Genomic DNA, 19,482 nt, shown 5'->3' on the forward strand with positions numbered 1-19,482 from the left:
TGGATTCTACGATGCATTCTCGCTACTCAGCGCTCCGTCTCACTTGCTCTCTCGCTCTAACATTCCTTCGGAATGAGGTCGCTCGGTGCTCGTTCAACTTCGCTGGTGACTTTTGTAGGTTGCTCGTGGGGGACTTATTGGGGCATCCCTTCGGGGTCTCTTGCTAGTGGATTCTACGATGCATTCTCGCTACTCAGCGCTCCGTCTCACTTGCTCTCTCGCTCTAACATTCCTTCGGAATGAGGGTCGCTCGGTGCTCGTTCAACTTCGCTGGAGACTTTTGTAGGTTGCTCGTGGAGGGCTTCTTGGGGGCATTGCTTCGGGGCCTCTTGCTAGCGGATCAATGAGACTTTCTCCCCTTTTCAGTAGGCTCCTTTATACGTGCTGAGATATATTTTTTTTCGAATTCTAGTTTTTCACGGTAATATCTGTTTAAGAGTTGATCTAGCTCTCTTGACTTTTTCAATGTCTGTTCTCCTTGAAGTCCCTCGAGTGAAGCCAAATTGGTTAATTCTATTCTTAATTCCTCTATTTTGTCTTGTAGATTTTTTATAATGTGACAGTTTCTAGCCTCTACATTGATCTGATTCTTAGAGAAGTGTTTTCTCATTTTATCATCTCATTTCGTTATGTATCGTTTTATGAACTAGAACGACTCTAGCATAACTTCACCCTCAAGTTACAGGTTATGGAAATTATACACAAACGAACTTTAAAGTTCAATCATTTTAAATATTTCAGAACTTTAAATGGACTGCATACTGAATAGAGTGATGGTCTACACTTTTTAATAGAAAGAGGTGTGACCATTGAATCAATTTGCTAAGGAGATTGGAGAACGAATACGGTACTACCGTCTCTTAAAAGGCTGGACACAGGAGCAGTTAGCAGAAGCCCTTGATTCTCAAGGGACTTATGTGGGGCGTGTGGAGCGTGGTGAACAGAATCTACAGCTGCAGACGTTAGAAAAAATTGCAGATGCTTTGCAGGTTAACGTTTATGCGTTCTTTGCTCATAAGGAGCCACTTGATTCCTATCAGCAGGATGAATGGATATGGAAAATTATCCTCATGCTTAAAGAGCAGGACACCTCAGATCAGGAGCGGGCTTATCGGGTTTTGCGTGAGATGTTCCATTAAGCACATCTACTCCAAAATTAGCCTAACTACTTCTTACTGTCGTTTATTGCTAGCCCAAGGTTAAATGAATAGACTCACCATACAACCAACATAAAAAGCAGGCTTCGAATTTCCGAAGCCTGCTTTTCGTCTTTCTATCTACCAGCCTGTATTGCCGCCGCCTGAAATGATCGTATATTGGTTGCCTGGGTTGCTGATGCCACCGGATGCTGCGCCTGTCACTTTTACGTTCGTAAATGTTGCCGAGCCTGTGACACTGTCGAAGACTAGTCCGTATGTGCCTGCTCCGTTAATGTTAACGTTGTTGAGCGACACATTGGTTATGCTTTGCCCGTAGCTGAATTTTACGCCTTCATAGGTGCTGCTGTTGAGCTGCAGATCCTCGATCACGATTGGCGCGCTAATGGTTTGCCCCTCTGCGTAAATCCATAAGCCGCCGAAGCTGGTGTTCCAGTTTGGCTCCCAGCCGCCTGTGCGGTTGAGCGTATTGCGCTTCACCTCTGTTGTTCCAGCAAATGGTGTTGGGTTGAACCGTGTGCTGATGACGATACCAGAAGATGCCGTTACTGTATCTGATCCGATATTGTCGAGTATTTTGTTGGACGTACCGCCGTAGATGGCATACGTATTTGCCAGCACTGGCACCTGTGCGGTGTTGTAGCGGAAGCTGTTATGCTCGTTGGCCGAGCCGCTTGACCACATGGCGAATGCGTCATCTCCTGTGTTACGCACATTAAAATGACTAATGGTCGTTCGCTTTACGCCGCCATGGAAATTCACTCCGTCAGCCCAAGTGTTGCGAATTCTTCCCTCAACAATGTATAGGCCGTCTGTTCCTGAGTTCAGCCAAATGCCTACCTTCATATGCTCAACCCAAATATTTTGAATTAACGAACGCTGTCCAAAATTCCCCTCAAATGCTGCATGGTCGCCGCTGTCGTTGCGGAATAGCGAGTCTCCGTATATCGCTAGATCGGCAATCGTTACGCTGCTGCCTGTTCCGTAGAAGCCGCCCTTGCCGCCTGTTCCCTGCAGCACGGTATGCCACGGTCCCGCTCCGCGAATATGGATGTTGTCGACATTGACGCGATCATTCATTCTAAATGTACCCTGCGGTATCCAAACGCCTGCCTTGCCATTTGCTTTGGCATAGCTAATCGCATTTCTGATCGCGTTGGTATCATCGCCTGAATCATTGGCCACTGCTCCAAAATCTGTGATGCTTACAAAATTGCTCGGCATGCTGTATGCCGCTGGAACTTGCTCAAAGTTGATAAGATCGATCGTGTAGTAGCTTGCTGTATCGCCGCTGTCCTTCTGTAATCTTACGGTTGCTCCTGCCGGAATCGCATCTATATTAAATCGACTTTCATCGTAAAAATGATGCCCATTGCCGCCCGACGGATGATCGTGATATGGGTATTCGCCGTACGTCCAGGCATATTTCGAGCTTAGCTGCAGCGTTTGCTTCTTCACGCCGTTCACATACAGACTAAGCGTATCCTCCACGCCACCGCCATTAGGGGCATCTGGCATCTGGTAACGAATGACCAGACCTGTTGTGTCGATTGGCGCAGTCCACTGCACATAATGACCAGTATTGGTCAATCTTACTGCACTTCTGCCTGATGATTCTGCTTCTACTGTCAAGTAAGTACGAGATGGACTCAAAATAGCTGCGTTGGTCGTGCCATGCTCAGCCTCAAGCTCGACATAAGGCAAGCTTGCACCGCGCGCTTCAAGCGGCACACCATTGCTTAATGTCAATCTATCGACATTGATACCGCCTGTATTGCCTGCATCATATTGCAGACTAATCGTATTGACCCCTTTGCGCAGCAAGAAGCTATCCGTATAGTTATTCCATGCTGTGCTACCTCCTGTACTTGGCAACGTAATTGTTTTGGCAAACAATCCATTCACATAAACATTCAGCTGAGCATTGCCGCCGCTTGCTTTAGCGTAGCGCAAAACCGTAGTTGAATTGCTCTCTTGGGCAGCACGAACGGTAAAGATCAGGCGTGCTCCCTCGGTATTCAGACCTGTTACATAATTACTAGATACCGTTGCTCCTCCAGCGATAAATTGATCCTCTGCCTCATAGCTGTAGCCGCCCACTGGAGGTGTCGGTGTTGGTGTTGGTGTTGGTGTTGGCGTTGGTGTTGGTGTTGGCGTTGGTGTTGGTGTTGGTGTCGCACCTGCCAGCTCTATATAGTCAAAATTTACATTGCCGCTGTCCGAACTCTCGAATCGTAAAGCGATCGTATGATAGCCGCTGCTTAGCGTAAGACTTTCGCTAATCGTTCCCCAGCTGCTCCAGCCTGCTGTCGCTGGAAGTGTAATTTGACGCTGCTTTACACCATCAGCATATAAGCTTACCGTTTTGCTGCTGCCCGTACCATTGGCATAACGGATTGTAAAGGCGTGCGTTCCGCTGGTAGTCAGATTCATGGCAAATGTAATAGCTGCACTGCCTCTATTGCTATCCGTGAAGCCTCCTACAAAGCCTGTGCCAGAATAGCCCGCATGCTCCGTTTCTACCGTCGCTCCTCCAGATAATATAGCGGCTTCCGCTTCAAAACGTGGTCCACTGGCAGGAGCAGCAGGCTCAACGTCCAGCTTATCCAGATTAACATTGCCGCTATCCGTATGATCAAATTTGTACATAATCGTGTTGCTGCCCGCTTGCAGCTGGACAAGCTCACTTACCGTTGACCACGAATTCCAGCTTGCAGTTGCCGGAAGCGAGATTTGCTTTTGCTTGATGCCGTTGACGTACAAGCTAAGCGTCATCGTACTTCCTGTTCCATTCGCATAACGCAGACTGACTTGATGCGGGGCAGCAGTTGGAGAGCTGACCGTAAACTGTACGGCTGCGCTTCCTTTATTGCTGTCTGTAAAGCCTCCTACGAAGCCTGTGCCAGAGTAGCCGCTATGGTTAGAGGCAAAGCTTGCTCCACCTTGCAGGGAAGCGAGCTCCGCTTCATAGCTTGCAGCATACACCTTAGAGCTGAGTGGGAGCAAAGAGAAAATAAGACAGATCATGATGACGCATACCAAACTCGTTTTCATTTTGATTCGTTTTACTGGCATCGTTCACATTCCTTTCTCTTGCTATTTTTCACTTCATGACTTGCATGGCTTGCGTGTACTGGCTGGAAGAGTCCCTCTCCCAGCCAGGCGTTATTCCAAACTACTGCTGTTCAGCATCGTCCAGCATGTATTGAAGTAAGCGATCGATAAACGCCGCTGCCTCCGCACGAGTCGCATAGCTTGCAGGCGCTAGCGTCTCCGCTGTCGAGCCTTTCATCAAGCCGATCGCAATTGCTGTTTCAATATCGGCTTGCGCCCATGGTGATACTTGCTTATGATCGCGATACTGTGACAAATCCACCTGCACATTAACCAGCTCTGGCTGCGCTTGACGTAGGGCGCGAACAACCATAACAGCAAGCTGCTCACGAGTAATCGAGGCATGCGGCTTAAAGCTGCCATCTGCATAGCCTTGAGCAATCTCCAGCTCGCCAGCCAAGCCTGCCGCTCCGTAGTACCAAGCATCCTCTGCAACATCTGTAAAGCGTGTAGCTCCAGTACGAGGAAGCCCTAGCATATTTACGATAAGCTGTGCAAATTCAGCTCGCGTCACCTGCTTCTCTGGCGCAAAGCGAGCAGCGCTCTTGCCATTGATAATCCCGTAAGAAGCAAGGCGTTCTATCTCTTGACGAGCCCAATGTGCGTTGCTATCTTCAAAGCTTCGAGATTGTTCTACTACAATCCAGTTGCTGCTATACAGCTGCGGAATCGTCATGATCCATCCCCCGCTAGACTTCTCAGAGAATCGCGCTGGAACATAGCGATATTGCTCGCTCGTGGCATCATAATATTGAATGCTTAGGTTTCCTACAGCATCAGAGGCAGCTGTTCTTGCAAGCTCTGCCTGCACCTTTACAGCCAGCTTCTGCCTCGCTGCATCGATTGGTTTGTCATCAACCTGCAAGGAAATAAAATGAAGCGAACCTTGCGGATGCATATGCGATAGGTTGATCGGCAGATCATCAGATTGTGATAGATGAATTGCAAGTGTCGTGCCAAGCTGACCTAGCTGAGCGGTTAATGCATCAAGCTGCAGCTCATAACGTATACCGCCTACTTGTACGGCTAATGCAGCCAGCTGTCCTTGCTCCTTTAGCTCTTGCAATTGCTTAGCAGAAAGCTCTAGTGCCGCAGGCATCAACGCAGCTGACGCAGGCAAGCTCACGAGTAGCGTGCTACCTTCTGCTTGATCGATCCATTGCTGCCAAGCCTGATCTGTTACCTGATAAACCGTTACCGCCTCGCCTTGCTCGTTCATTTGCTCCTTCGTATGGAAGCTCGATTCAGGCTGTGGTTGTACGGGCTCAGGCTGAGGAACTGGCATGCTTGCAGTAGCTGCCGATGCTGTCAATCCATCCTCAGTCCAGTTGCCGCTTGCATCTACCGCGTGCAGAGTGAATTGATAGCGACTGCCAGATTGCAAACCTGTCACAAGCAGCTCGTTCTCCGATCCAGCTACAAGCTGATAACCGCCATTCCAAATTAGACGATAGCTGATCCTGCTTTCATCACTAGCCTCTGGTAGTGTTAGCTTTACAGAAGCTGATCCTTGTGCGGCTGCTTTCAATTCTGCATTGGTAGAAGCCCACACTGGCGGCGTAGTATCCAGTACATTTACTGTATACGATCTTGAGCTGCTGCCAGCTGTAATCGTTACCGTGCTTGGCCCAGCCTTAACAGCCTGCAGGCTGTTGTTCGGCAATACGGTGACTGCCTCTCCACTAGCTGTAATCGTTGCCGAATCCAGCTTATCTCCTGCGGAAGTAAAGACCTCTACCTCCATCACATCACCCATTTCCAGCGTCACTGGCGCTTGACGTTCACCAGCAAATTCGGCATAGAAAGTAGGATTGTTAAAGCTATAGCCTTGGTTCAAGCGCTTCAGCTCAAAGGCTGCCGCTCCCTCACGCAAATCACCCAGTCTGGAAGCTCTAACAAGCGTGCTGCCGATTTCAGCAGAGCCCGAGATGTTGCCAGAGGTTGCGATCCCCCAAGTGCCAGAACGATCGACACTGTTGCGCTCAAGCACCAATCCGCTTGCAGGCTGCTCGCCAAGGAAGGAAATCCCTTGATACGTACTGTCGATCACGATGTTGTCTGTAATATAGACGCTTGCTTCAAGCGGTCGATCACTTGTATGAATGAACATTGCGCCAAAATCAGCAGGCCAGTTATATTCTCTGCCTCCTGTACGGAGCAGCGTATTGCGTGCTACCAGCGTTGTACCTTCATATTTTTCAGGATTATGTCGCGTACTAACGCTAATTCCTGCACCGAAAGCTACCGTATCTGTTACGAGATTATCCGTTACGGTGACGTCCTTTCCACCATAGATCGCGATATTGCTCGCCAGCCACGGCAAATCTACCGTATTGTAGCGGAACGTATTGCCTTCGGATTGAATGCCGTTTGCCCACATCGCTAGGCCATCATCACCCGGATAGCGAATCGAGGCATGCTCAGCCATAGAATGACTTGTGCCGCTGCTGAAGTTAATACCGTCCGCATACGTATTACGAATTTGAACATCGGATACATATAAACCGGTAGTATTCAGCATTTCACCGTTTTCAAGCTCTTTCTGGTTAATCCAAATGCCTGTTTTCGTACGATTGATATGCAAATGTGCTAAAATCGAGCCTTCGCCAAAGGTACCATCGAAGCCTGATTCCTCCAGCTCGTCTATGCGAGCGGAACGTTTGCCATCAATCGCTAGATCATAAACCTCAACATGATTGCCAAGCCCCATAAAGCCATAGCCAACGAGCTCGGTATGCCATTTGCCAGCACCGCGAATCTTAATATCAGATAGTGGTATGGGCTCGCCTGCGATTACATATTGTCCCTCAGGAATATACACGCCGTAGCCTAGCTTCCGAGCAGCTTCAATCGCATCCATAATAGCTGCTCGATCATCCAATCCATCATCTGCAATCGCTCCATAATCAGCAGCATTTACATAGCCTTGCGGCTGCTCATATGCTTCGGGAGCAAGGGCAAGCTCAATGAGATCGACAATCAGATAAGGCTGATCATTCAGCTTGTGAATCGTAATAGTATCGCCCGTTTTAACCTCTGGAATTTCAATCGTGTGCTCGTCATAGAAACGATGGGCATTGCCATCTGCCGGACGATTCGTCCATGGATAGCTGCCGTACACCCACGTATATTCCGAGGTAAGTACAGGCGTTGCTACCTCCTCTCCATTAATTTGCAGCCCGTATTGCGCTTCAATTCCGCTGCCATCCTCGCTATCAGGCAACACATAGCGCAGCGTTAAGCGATTGGCTGGCTGCTGAACCTCGAACGTAATGTAATCCGCTGCTTCCGTCAGCTTAACTGCGCTTCTTGCCGAGCTTTCAGCTGCAATCGAATAATAATGTCTGCTTGGCTCCAGTCGCTCGCCTGTTGTAGCTGCCAGCTCAGCCTCATACACGGTTGTTTCAACTGTTGCGCCGCGATAAGCTAGCGGCAGTACCTGCTCTATCGTGATTTGATCCAGCCATAGCGGCTGCTTGTCGCTGCGCGCGCTGGACAAGACAATCGTATTAAGCCCTTTGCGCAGCGAAAGCTCCAGCTGAGCCGATTGCCATGCATCCCAATTTGCTGCTGGAGTAAGCTGTACAGCTCCACCCGCAAGACCGTTGATCTTGAAGGCCAGCTGCTTGCTGCGGCTGCCAGTAAACGTGTAGCGCAGTGTCGCTGCATACGCTCCGTCCTCTGGGGCATGCACCGTAAATAGCAGCTGATGCTCTGTATCGGTAAAGCCAGCAACGATCCCGCTTCCTTCGTACTGCTTCGCCAGAGCACGCTCAACCGCAAGCCCGCCTCTAGCAAAAGCATCCTCAGCTTGAATTGTCACATCCGATGCAACATATACAATAGTTAGATGCGGTGCAACAGCTGACGCTTGCTCATCACTTTGCGCAGCACCTCCACTTGAAGCTGTGTGCGTATTTGGAGCGAGCAGAAGCTTGCCTGTACCTGAAGACATCTGCCAGGACCAGCTTGCATCTGGCTGCAAGCCAAGCTGCTCCTTCGTTGTCAGCTCATAGCGGCTTAGCTGCTCGTTCCAATAGGCGAATTGACCTGTTGCATGATGCTGCAGCCATTGATAACCGTTGTAATCCCATAGCACCCATTCAGCCTCCTCTGGCAAATGGGAATCTGAGCTGTCTTCAAGCACAACCTGCTCCTGTTTTACTAGCAGCTGCTTTCCTTCTACATGCAGCTGAAATGGCTGTTGATGCGCAATCCAGCTTGTATATACGGGCTCATCATTGCTTTCTTCCTCGTAAGGCACGAGCGTCTCGCTTGCTGGTTCAATGCTCCAATGCAAATCTGCCGACTCTATGGATTGCAATGACTGCTGCGCATAGCCCGCACGATCGCGTAGATGAATATATTCAAGCGAAGCTGCAGTACTGCGAATTAGCGCATGGCTGCCTGTTGGCGCTGGCTCTATCCACCAGTAGCTCTGCTGCTCCTCTGTCGCTGCATGAGTGGTAACAAGCAGCTGATCCTTCTCGCTATATTGGATTTGGTTGCCTGTTAAACGGTTAGTAATCGTATACTGCTGCGGCGAGTCTGCATGCTGCTCAATAAGCCAATGCCCTCTACCGTCTGTTTCCTCGATCGCTCCATGTAAAACAACACCGTTCGCATTTTCGTATAAATAGTGAGAGGTAGCAGCATTTTTCAAGCGAGCATAGCCAGCTGGAATCTCAATCGGCAAATGCTCTGGCGCTTCCTCTATCAACCAGCCAGCACTGCCCCAGAATGCTGGAATGCTGCTCGCCTGCGCATAGCCTGTTCCATCCTCTACATGTACAAGTCGTTCAGGCTGATAAACATTAACGATGTTGATCGCATCATTATTGCTCTCTGGCAGCGTCCATCTTGCACTGTGCCAGCTCGCCTCTACTTCTCCTACAGGAAGCGCGGCAAGATGAGCCTTCTCATCCTGATCCATCCCTTCGACGTGCATGTAATGTCCAGTCGCGCGATTTTTAATGCGGTACTGCTCATTGCCCATGTCTTCAAGCTGCCAATGGGAAGCGGCATCCTCTAACGAAGGCTCACCATAGGCCACCTTGTCACCCTGCTGGTATAGATATTGGCCGGTATAGCTGTTCTTCAAGCGAATATAGCCCGGACCTTCATCCTTTACCGCAATGAATCTCCACTGCGGGCTTCCCCATGCTGCAGGAATAGCACCGTATTGCACATAGCCAAGTCTTTTCTCTACATGCAAAAATACATCTCCCTGCTCGCCTATAGCTCTTATATGCTTATTGCCAGCCGTCTGCATGTTCGAGATGCTCCATAGCAAATCAGCACTCACTTCTGTCTGTGCGACGAGCGGTACAGGCGTGGCGTCATCAGCAACTCCTCTCAAGCTGACATAATGTCCTGTTGCACGATTTTTCAGCGTATATGCGCCATCATGCTCTTCCACAAGCCAATGACCACGTTCATCAGAAGGACTCATATTGCCGTAACGAAGCACGCCTTCATCCTCATACATGTACAGCTCAAGCCAGTCGTTTTTAATGCGTATGTAGCCTGGCTGCTCTTCGCCTGGATTTTCGATATAAGATGACTTCGCTTTTACCTCTTCCAGTATCCATTGAGCGGAGCCCCAGTTGCCAGGAATAGAGCTTGCTTGCGCGTAGCCCGTTGAATCCTGCACATGAATGAGCTGCTCGCTATGCTCGCTGCTTTGAATATTCCACACTCCATCGCCTGCACCAACCATATTCCATAGCGTCTGCTCGGCTGACGGATCGCTGGCAGCTTCCAGCACAAGCGGACTAAGATGATCCTGTAAGCCGCTTCGCGATATGATCGCGCCGCTGCTGCGATTGATGAAGCGAACCGCTTCTCCCTGCTGTTCGATGATCCAGTGGGATGCAGGGTTTGCTTCTACTACGCTTGCTGAATAGCTGACCTTATCATCCAGCGCTATCAGATAATCGCCTGTATAGCTGTTTTTCAAGCGCATATACGTCGTAACAGGCTCCAGCTTCCACTGCACACTTCCCCATTGCGGCGGAAGTTGGCTTGCCTGAGCATAGCCAGTTGAATCCTCGATATGCACATAAGCCTGTGGCTTCGCAGCGCTTTCTAGATTGAAAAATCCATCTGTAAGCGCATTCAACAAATGCCACTGATATCGTTCTGCTACTGTAAGTTCGTTGATCTGGTCGCTGTCGAGAAGCACAATCGGCTCTAAATGAGAGTCAACCTCCGACATCGCCATCCATTTACCAGTTTCACGGTTTTGCAGCGTAACAAACTCGCCTTCCTGCTTGATTAGCCAATGCGAGGCTTGATCGGTTTCTACCGGGCTGCCGTATGCAACCTTGTCTTCCAGCGCATATAAATAAGCGCCCGTATACTGATTTTGAATGCGTACATACGCATTTTGAGCAGCTTCCGCTTGCCCATCTGCTGCCTGCACCTTCCCGCTCGGAAAAGCAGGAAGGGAGCCAATCAGCAGCAGCAATGCTAAAGCAATCATTTTTAGCCGTTGAACTGTTACCATCATAAAGCTCCCCTCGTAAGTGTATTCTTTAGTGTGCTATGTGTTTAGTTTTCGAACGGAATAACTGCATAATAGCAGCCATCCGCTTCCTGCTGTAGTGAAACGATTGTGCCTTCCACGCTAATTTCCTGAACTGGCACAAGGCTGTGCACGACAAATTTGCGTGTTAGCCAAGTCGGACGATAGCTGTTTTGCAGCTTCTGCTCAGTAATTGTTAAGCGCTGCTGATCCAGCTCAATCGTCCCTAACACCTCATACGCTGCGACGCCTTGATAAGCTGGCTGCTCATACATATGCGGCTGAATGCCGAGCTCCTGTTCCATTTGAGTTGTCTCATTTGTCGGCTCTGCCTCTGCTTCTTCTCTTGCCTGCGTATGACTTGTAGCTGCCTCTGCACCATCCTGTACAGCATCTGACGTACCATTAAAATTAAACGTTTCACCATCATCTTCATAAAGACGATAGTGCAGCTTATTCTGCTGACCATCAACGTAAATGTGAACCACGATCTGCTCTGCTGGTTCAGCTGTTGATTGTCGGGTAGGCTCCTCAAAGCGTACTGAGTTTGCGCGAATATACAGTGGAATTTGCTGCAGCTCTACGCTGGCTGCAATCACCTGACCACCCTCTATATAGCTGTCAGTCCAATAGTCGAACCAGCCGCCTGATGGCAGCAATACGGTACGGCTATGATGATCAGGACGTAAAATTGGTGCTACTAGCACGTTGTCTCCAAACATGAATTGGTCGGTAATGCTTTCGGCTCCTGCTAGGTCTGGATACTCCAAAAACATCGGTCGCATAATTGGAATGCCTGTACGTGAAGCTTCCTCTGCTAATGTATACAGCTGCGGCAGCCAGCGATAGCGCAGCTCAATCGCCTCACGAACGGCTGCTTCGATCTTCTCGCCAAACACCCACGGCTCCTGACGCGAGCTTTTCAGCTCGCTATGGTTGCGGAAATACGGGGTAAAGGCAGCAGCCTGTGTCCACCTTACAAGCAGCTCGCCTTGCGCATCATGTGCGAAGCCGCCAACATCAGCACCACAAAACGGCACCCCTGATAGTCCGAGATTTAAGCACATCGGGATCAGCATTTGCAGATGCTCCCAGAAGCTGCGGTTATCTCCCGTCCATACCATCCCATAGCGCTGAATGCCTGCATAGCCTGAGCGCGTTAATACGAAAGGACGCTTTTGCAGCGAGTTGATCAGCCCCTCATAGGTGGCCTTCGTCATCGTCAGTCCGTATACATTGTGCAGCTCGCCATGCGTCTTGCGAGCCCCTCTTCCTTCATGAGCCTGCAGGATGTGCAAATCCATCGTTTTCGATTCGTTAAACACCGAAGGCTCGTTCATATCATTCCAGATACCTGCTACGCCCTGCTGAATAAGCCAATCCTGCTTTTCTCCCCACCAGCGTCTTACCTGCTTGCTCGTAAAGTCGGGAAATGCACTGTCACCCGGCCAGACAGGACCTATAAAGCTGTTGCCCTGTTCATCCTCACAAAAATAGCGATGCTTCGCTCCCTCATCATAGACGTGGTAGCCTTCATCCTGCTTAACCCCGGGGTCCACAATGGTGACAAGACGAATTCCTTGCTCCCTCAAGCTGCTGTTCATCTCTGCGAACTTAGGAAAACGCTCCTGATCGACTGTAAAGACGCGATAGCCATCCATATAATGAATATCAAGATACACCGCATCGAGCGGAATTCGCTTGCTGCGGAACGTTTCAGCAAGCTGCAGCACCTCTGACTCGCTTTGGTAGCTGTAACGAGACTGATGGTAGCCAAGCGACCACTTCGGCGGCAGCGGCGCATACCCTGTCAGCTCGCGATACTGGGCGAGCACTTCCTTTGCAACAGGGCCTGCCAGCAGGTAATAGTCGATATCCCCATGCTCCGCACCAAACGTCATATATTCGGGATGGCGCATATCGAAATAGGTCTCTGACGTATTATCGAACAGCAAGCCGTAGGTACGCTTCCCGTTCATCGCGATGTAATACGGAATTGATACGTACAGCGCATTCGTTTCCTGATTATGCGGCGCGTACACATCCGTGTTCCACATCATCAGCTTCTCGCCTTTTTTGTTCAGGAAGCCAGCTTTTTCACCGAAGCCGTAAAAGCGCTCCTCAGGCGAGGATTGCTTTGTACAGCGAACCTGACCTGACGCGGTGATACCCGTGCCATCCACGGGCTCATCCATAATTGGTGCGCCCGTTTCAGCATCGAAGAAGCTAATTTGAAACGGCTGGTGCTTAACGACTGCCTTCACCTTTGCCGTGTACACGATCGTCTGCTGCTCAAGCTGCTCGACCTTCATCGTGCAAGGCTGCGGCTTCAGCACAACGCCATAGCTTTCAAAATAAAGCGCTCCGCCTGTCGGACGATACAGCAGACGAATAATAGAATCTGTATAAATAACAACGTATACTTCAGCATGCTGACATTGAAAATGAATACTTCTCCCAAGCACTTGGACCTGATTGACATTGCCAGGAGATGTAATCGGCTCTATCTGTTCAGCTTCAAAATGTTCGGGATGTATCGATAGACTAGTTTCCAATGTTGGTTGTCTCCTCTCCATATATCTGTATCTAGTTCGGTTGAACGCTCATCATATGCACATTAAATTAAATGTCATATGCAGCAGGACAGCTGCTGTCCGTTCAAGAAGCTGCTTAGCCCTTGGTCGCTCCGTCTGCCAAGCCCGAGATTAGATAACGCTGCAGGAACAGGAAGACGATTGCAATCGGTACGGCAATAAGCACAGCACCTGCCGCGAATCTCGTAAAGTTGTTGGCAAACTTATCGTTAATGAAGTTGAATAGGCCGAGCGCCAGTGTGAATTTTTCCGGGCTGCGCAATATAATGCGCGGCAGCAAAAAGTCCATAAATGGAGACATAAAGTTGAATAGTGCTACTACTGCAATAATTGGCTTTGCAAGCGGCAGCAAAATTTGAAAGAAGATTCGAAAATGTCCTGCACCGTCGATCTTCGCTGATTCGTCCAAGTCCCTTGGGATCGTATCAAAATAGCCCTTAACCAAAAAGGCGTTCATCGGCAATCCACCGCCAATATATATGATCACCAAGCCCCATAGGGAATCAAGCAACCCCACCGTATTCAGCAGCAAATAAATAGCCACCATCCCCATCAATACGGGAAACATTTGCAGCAGCAGGAAGGAATATATTCCATACTTTCTACCTACAAACTCATAGCGTGAGAAGGCAAAGGCTACGAATGCAACGACGATTACCGATGCAATCGACGTAATCGTTGCAACAAACAACGTATTTTTATACCAGAGCAAGTAATTGCTGCTAGGATCAGTGAACAGCCATTTGTAATGAACCAGCGACCAATTTTCAGGAATAAGACTGGAGCTGAACAGGCTGCTTCCCGGATTCAAGGACAAGCTGATCGTCCATAGAAGAGGATAGGATATAATGAGAAACATAAGCAGTACGATGAAATAAATGCCTGTAAGCTCCAAACGATTCTTTAACGTTTTTCCCATTTTAGTACATCTTCTCCTCTCTGAACGAACGGCTTCTGCGGAATTGCAGCAGTGCCAGAATCGCAACAATAACGCCCATAATAATCGAAATCACAGCTGCCATTTTGTAATTGTTGTTTTCAAAGGTGAGCTTGTAAACCCACGAAATCAAAATGTCAGTTCCGCCAGCCATCTGTCCGCGCACAGGTGGTCCGCCTTGATTGAACAAATAGATGACGTTGAAATTGTTGAAGTTGCCCGCATACTGCATAATTAACAGCGGTGCTGTTGCATACATAACATGCGGCATCGTAATATGTCTGAACTTTGCCCAACGACTGCCTCCGTCTACCTCAGCAGCCTCGTACCATTCCTTCGATACGCTTTGCAGCACACCGCTAAACAAGGCGAATACAAACGGAAAGCCCAGCCATACTTGAATCATAATGATGCTGATTCTTGCCCAAGTTGGATCACTCATCCATGGAATCGAGATGCCAAATGGCGCAAGCAGCTCGCGATTGATGGCGCCGAAGCCATCATTAAACATCGCTGCGAAAATTAGAATCGTAACAAAGGACGGAACCGCCCAAGGCAAAATAAATATGATACGGATCAATCGTTTGAATTTTACTCTCGTATCATTCACCATAACGGCAAGACCCATTGCCAGCGCAATTTGCAGCGTAGTGGCAACAAAGGTCCAGATTACTGTCCAAGATAGCACCGATAGCAAGCTGCTTCGCCACGAAGGATCAGTAAACAGCACTTTAAAGTTTTCGAAGCCTACCCAATCAAGCAGCTTTGCAGGCGGCGAATTGTACATATTGTAGTTGGTGAACGCAAGCGCGATCATGAACAATAGCGGAAAGATCACGACAAACGTTAGAATAAACAAGCCTGGCAGCACCATAAAGTATGGGAAACCGCGATCCCAGGTTAATCGAGCGCCTTCTGCCACACTCGGAAGCCTGAAGCCCTGCTTCAGCCCACTAGCATCCTTGTGCGCATCGAACAAATTATATACATAAAAAACGAGTAAAAAGAGGGTGACCAGGATGCTTAACAAGCCCTGAACGAGCAAGCTTCTTGAATCATCCACCATGGGGATTGTACCTAATGTATAAATGCCCCAGAAGCCAATGTTCATGAAGTCATACAGCAATCCCAGCATGGCAAACGATAAAACAAGAAATAATATCCCCTTGATCCATCTGCGATTGTAAAGCTGACCAAGTCCAGGCAATATAGACAGCAGCACAGCTAGAACTGGCTTATGAGACGAGAACCGATGGACAGCGGTCGTTTCTGATTGTGGTTTCAAGTTCACACCTTCTTTGTGGAAGCGGAAGATGCTCACACATCCCCCGCTTCATGTAATTATTGGTTGGCGCCAGCCATTTTGATTAGATCTTGAATTTGCACGACAGCCTCGTCCAGAACCTCCTGAACATCTTGGCCTTCGCTAATGAATTTCAATGCATTGGCCATTGGATCCCATACATGAGATAGCTCAGCCACGTTAGGGAAAGGCTTGCCGTATTTTGTTTGCTCCGTGAAGCCTACTACAAGCGGATCCTCCGTAATTGCAGGGTCTTCTAGCGCCTTCAAGTTAGGAGGCGTTTCGCCTGTTTGCTTGAACCACTCTAGAGAGTTTTCCGCGTTCGTCAAAAATACTGCTAGATCAGTTGCCCAGTATGCATGCTGCGAGAATGCAGACAGCATCCAGCCCTTCACGCCGATAAAGGATTCAGGATGATTGCCATTATCCATTACTGGAAGAGGTGCAACCGCCAAGTTATCGCCTAGCTGCGCACGGTGATCTGTAATTGCCCAAGGACCGTTAATAACTGCTGCTACTTTGCCTTCATTAAACAAGCCGCCAACAACATCACCATTCACGCCTTTTGGCAGGTAGCCTTTGTCAAACCAGCTTTGAATTAATGAGGCGCCTTCAACTGAGCCTTCCTTATTAAAGCCGATGTCAGAAATGTCAAAACCATTTCCATCTTCCTTGAAAATGTATCCGCCACTTCCGCCCATGAATGCCCATGCGAAGTAGAAATCTGTTGCATTAAATAAGAAGCCGTATTCATTGTTGCTTGCATTAGTCATATCTTCAGCAAGCTTCTCAAGCTCTGCAATTGTTTTGGGAGCTTCTGGGATTAACGCTTTGTTGTAAAGCAACGCGTACGTTTCAACAACGAAAGGCATACCATACAAATGACCATCGTAGCTTAGTGCACCAAGCGCATCCTCAGTGAAATCAGCTCTAACCTCATCGCTAATTTCCATCGGTTGAACTAGTCCTTGTACGGAAAGGCTTCCGATACCCGGCTGATAGAATAGGTCAGGACCATTGCCTGCAGGACCGTCAAGCGATAGCGCTTGGATCTGATCGTTCATCGCGATCGGTGTAATTTTTACTGGAATACCTGTTTGTTCTGTGTATTTATTCGTAATCGTTTCCAATGCGGCAAGTTTATCAGCAGTGTCATCTGCCCATACCTTCAACTCTGCTGGTTTTTCAGGCAGGTTTGATGTTTCATCCGAGCCTTCAGGCGTACTGGTTGGATTATTGTTTGTTGGCTGATTAGAGCCTTGATTCGTGTTGCCGGAATTGCCGCGATCAGGACCGCAAGCTGCCAACATAGCCGTTACAAGAATCATCGTCATTACGAGTGCTAACATTCGTTTTGTTCTCAATGTAAAATCCTCCCTTAGGTTTGCAATGAATTTTTTAATTTGACGAAATTGATTTTTCTAATCTTTACTTAACCACCCTGTTGTTTCTCTAATTTTTAGTTCTACTGGCAACACCACCTTTCGTGAATAGTGAGAACTGTTTTCGATCTGGTGAAAGAGCAGCTGTGCTGCTGCAATTCCCTTTACAACGATATTTTGCGATACCGTTGTGAGCGGCGGACTTGTAAACGCTGTCATGTACAGGTCGTCAAAACCAATGACCGATTTGTCCTGGGGCACCTTTATTCCCCGTTCCTTTAACCCTTTTAGAATGCCGATAGCAGCAATATCTGAAAATGAGAAGATTGCTGTAACATCCGAATGCTGCGCCAGCCATTCTGCAGCCTCCTGCCCTCCCTCTATCGAGGTTGGGAGCTGAATCATTAAAGAAGCGTCATAAGCTATCCCTGCTTCCTCCAATGCCAATCGGTAGCCGTTCCAACGTTCATGGAGTACGCCAAATTGATGGATACGCTCAAGCGGAATGTCCCCGATATGTACGGCAATCTTTCGATGATTCAAATCAAGCAAATGCTTTGTTGCAAGCCAGCCGCCGAGTCGGTCATCAAGCGAAATTTGATAGAGATCAGGATTCATTAGATAATTATCAACAAAGACAAAAGGTATATTGAGCGCCAGCACCTTGTCGATTGCTGATGATTGCTCTCCAGTCCCAACAATAATCAAGCCATCCAGCTGTCTTTCCTTCACGAACTCAAAGCTCTCTTCTGCTTCGTCAAAGCCGGATAATATTATGTGGAAATCCCGTTCACGCGCGTACTCCTCTACCCCCGCCAGCAAATCCCAATAAAATGGATTGTCCTTCAACCGTCCAGGCTTTACGGTGGGCACCACCAAGCCGATAAGACCAGATCGCTTCGTTTTCAAATTGCGTGCCAGCAAATTAGGAGCATAGCCGAGCTCGTCGATCGCTTTGCGGACTCTTTTCTCTGTCAGCGATGACACCCTGCCTTTGCCGTTGATTACATTGGATACGGTTGCAATCGAAACGTTGGCAAGCTGCGCGACGTCCATGATGTTTATTTCCTGTTTCATAGCTACTCCTCATCAAATGGTTAAAGGTTTAATTATTATGCAGACATATTGATTAAACCTTTAACCAAATCATATCAGCTGATTAAAATGTCGTCAATACACAATTTTTAAGAATTTTTTTTAATTGTAAAAAAGCATCTCAGGTCTTTGCGTCATAACGCTAACCAGAGATGCTTTATGTGAAGCTTCACTAGAAGTGTACAGGAAGCTATTTACGAAGCTTTGCTAGACTTGCTCCCAAGGCTAGTTACTTCCTACTGCAATATCTCCACGCACCCATTCCTTACCGTCCTCGAACGTTATCGGAATTGAGAGCTCGCTGCCGTCCGCTTGCGGCTTTGTTACCTCATAATGAATATGCGGCTCGGAGGAATTTCCTGAATTGCCGCATGTCCCAAGCAACTGACCCGCTTCAACCGAATCTCCCATCTTCACCTTGATAGAATCCTTTTTGAAATGAGCGAGCAGACTCTTTTCACCGTTGTTATGCTCAATGACTACCATATTGCCTGCTGACTGTGCTGGATTCATCTCGCCGGGAACATTATCCTCAATGCCATCAACTACAGCAATGACTGTACCTGCTGCTGGTGCGAGTACCGGTTCATCATACGCATAATAGCTCTCGTTTTGGGTTGGATCTCCTTCATACGTATAGCCATCCTTCACCTTTACAAAATCATAGGCATAGCGCCCTTCATCATATTCGTAGTGATAATTGACAAACACATTTTTGCCACCCCAGAAAACTAGCCACTCATCTTGAAAAGGAAGCTGAAATGCTGTTTCTGAGCTTAGCTGGTCGGTTTCTGGATAGCTCACTAGATTCAACACCTGAAACCCAACGATAGTTTGTTGTCCATCCATCACAGCCATAATCCCCTTAGGCGAGCTTGCTTGATTATGCCACACCTCATCGCGGTAACCATTTACAGGCATCGTGGAAATCAAATCGAACTGTTCACCCTGAACAAATTCTGTGCCAAGTGCTTCAAAATCACGTAATGTAACCAGCTCTTGCAGCTCCTTACTAAATTGACTATATATCTCCTCGTATTTGCCCTCCTGCATCGCAGATGCGAGCATTCCCTCTTGTATCGTTTTGTTGCTCTCTCCCATTTCATCTCCTCCGTTTCCAAGTTGACTGCTGCACCCGCTAGCGAGCAGCGACAGCAACAACAAAATAAGTAATGGCGCAATAGCGTGTCTCATTTCATTCTCTCCTTTTTGTAAGCTTAGCTCAAGTATAGTTGGCGAATCTTAACAGCCATGAAACGCTGCATTACATTTAGCTAAACTTTTTGCACGAAATAAGCACATCGTTAAGGTAAAGTTAAGATTCAGCACCCCAGCCTGCCATGTTAGAATAAGGCTAACCAACGAACGAGGTGA

At 48.2% G+C, this 19,482-nt stretch carries 10 protein-coding genes; 1 reads left to right on the top strand and 9 read right to left on the bottom strand.

Annotation, left to right across the window (positions count from 1 at the left end; all coding sequences use genetic code 11):
- Nucleotides 1-340: 340 nt before the first annotated feature.
- A complete protein-coding gene (locus tag ACFP56_RS09490) occupies nucleotides 341-610 on the bottom strand; it encodes a Spo0E family sporulation regulatory protein-aspartic acid phosphatase (RefSeq protein WP_379233722.1) in 270 nt (89 codons plus the stop codon).
- 199 nt (nucleotides 611-809) lie between these two features.
- Between ACFP56_RS09490 and ACFP56_RS09495 the strand changes: the two genes are divergently transcribed.
- A complete protein-coding gene (locus ACFP56_RS09495) occupies nucleotides 810-1,139 on the top strand; it encodes a helix-turn-helix domain-containing protein (protein WP_379233724.1) in 330 nt (109 codons plus the stop codon).
- Between the two features lie 138 nt (nucleotides 1,140-1,277).
- Here the strand turns inward: ACFP56_RS09495 and ACFP56_RS09500 are convergent, their stop codons facing one another.
- The 8 genes from ACFP56_RS09500 to ACFP56_RS09535 all read right to left on the bottom strand — a co-directional run bounded on the left by ACFP56_RS09500 (nucleotide 1,278) and on the right by ACFP56_RS09535 (nucleotide 19,302).
- Entirely contained in the window at nucleotides 1,278-4,232 is a 2,955-nt protein-coding gene (locus ACFP56_RS09500) for a carbohydrate-binding protein (RefSeq protein ID WP_379233726.1), read from the bottom strand.
- Nucleotides 4,233-4,332: 100 nt separating this feature from the next.
- Entirely contained in the window at nucleotides 4,333-10,779 is a 6,447-nt protein-coding gene (locus ACFP56_RS09505) for an S-layer homology domain-containing protein (protein WP_379233728.1), read from the bottom strand.
- Nucleotides 10,780-10,823: 44 nt separating this feature from the next.
- Nucleotides 10,824-13,352, bottom strand: a complete 2,529-nt coding sequence (locus ACFP56_RS09510; protein ID WP_379233730.1) for a glycoside hydrolase family 31 protein — start codon at nucleotides 13,350-13,352, stop codon at nucleotides 10,824-10,826.
- A 115-nt stretch (nucleotides 13,353-13,467) separates the two neighbouring features.
- The gene (locus tag ACFP56_RS09515; RefSeq protein WP_379233733.1) at nucleotides 13,468-14,310 is read right to left on the bottom strand and encodes a sugar ABC transporter permease; all 843 of its coding nucleotides are present in this window, start codon (nucleotides 14,308-14,310) and stop codon (nucleotides 13,468-13,470) included.
- Between the two features lies 1 nt (nucleotide 14,311).
- A complete protein-coding gene (locus ACFP56_RS09520) occupies nucleotides 14,312-15,613 on the bottom strand; it encodes a sugar ABC transporter permease (RefSeq protein WP_379233735.1) in 1,302 nt (433 codons plus the stop codon).
- 56 nt (nucleotides 15,614-15,669) lie between these two features.
- Nucleotides 15,670-16,995 carry an extracellular solute-binding protein gene (locus tag ACFP56_RS09525; protein WP_379233737.1) on the bottom strand — a complete coding sequence of 442 codons (1,326 nt, stop codon included), beginning with the start codon at nucleotides 16,993-16,995 and terminating at the stop codon, nucleotides 15,670-15,672.
- A gap of 57 nt (nucleotides 16,996-17,052) precedes the next feature.
- On the bottom strand, nucleotides 17,053-18,090 hold the full coding sequence (locus tag ACFP56_RS09530; protein ID WP_379233739.1) for a LacI family DNA-binding transcriptional regulator: 1,038 nt from the start codon (nucleotides 18,088-18,090) through the stop codon (nucleotides 17,053-17,055).
- A 243-nt stretch (nucleotides 18,091-18,333) separates the two neighbouring features.
- The gene (locus ACFP56_RS09535; protein ID WP_379233741.1) at nucleotides 18,334-19,302 is read right to left on the bottom strand and encodes a M23 family metallopeptidase; all 969 of its coding nucleotides are present in this window, start codon (nucleotides 19,300-19,302) and stop codon (nucleotides 18,334-18,336) included.
- Between the last annotated feature and the right edge of the window lie 180 nt (nucleotides 19,303-19,482).

The organism is Paenibacillus septentrionalis (assembly GCF_042659865.1).
GTDB lineage: Bacteria > Bacillota > Bacilli > Paenibacillales > Paenibacillaceae > Pristimantibacillus > Pristimantibacillus septentrionalis.

Excerpts from the sequence above, each read along its gene's own strand:
- ACFP56_RS09490 (WP_379233722.1), bottom strand. The coding sequence starts at position 610 with ATGAGAAAACACTTCTCTAAGAATCAGATCAATGTAGAGGCTAGAAAC.
- ACFP56_RS09535 (WP_379233741.1), bottom strand. The coding sequence starts at position 19,302 with ATGAGACACGCTATTGCGCCATTACTTATTTTGTTGTTGCTGTCGCTG.
- ACFP56_RS09515 (WP_379233733.1), bottom strand. The coding sequence starts at position 14,310 with ATGGGAAAAACGTTAAAGAATCGTTTGGAGCTTACAGGCATTTATTTC.
- ACFP56_RS09530 (WP_379233739.1), bottom strand. The coding sequence starts at position 18,090 with ATGAAACAGGAAATAAACATCATGGACGTCGCGCAGCTTGCCAACGTT.
- ACFP56_RS09500 (WP_379233726.1), bottom strand. The coding sequence starts at position 4,232 with ATGCCAGTAAAACGAATCAAAATGAAAACGAGTTTGGTATGCGTCATC.
- ACFP56_RS09505 (WP_379233728.1), bottom strand. The coding sequence starts at position 10,779 with ATGGTAACAGTTCAACGGCTAAAAATGATTGCTTTAGCATTGCTGCTG.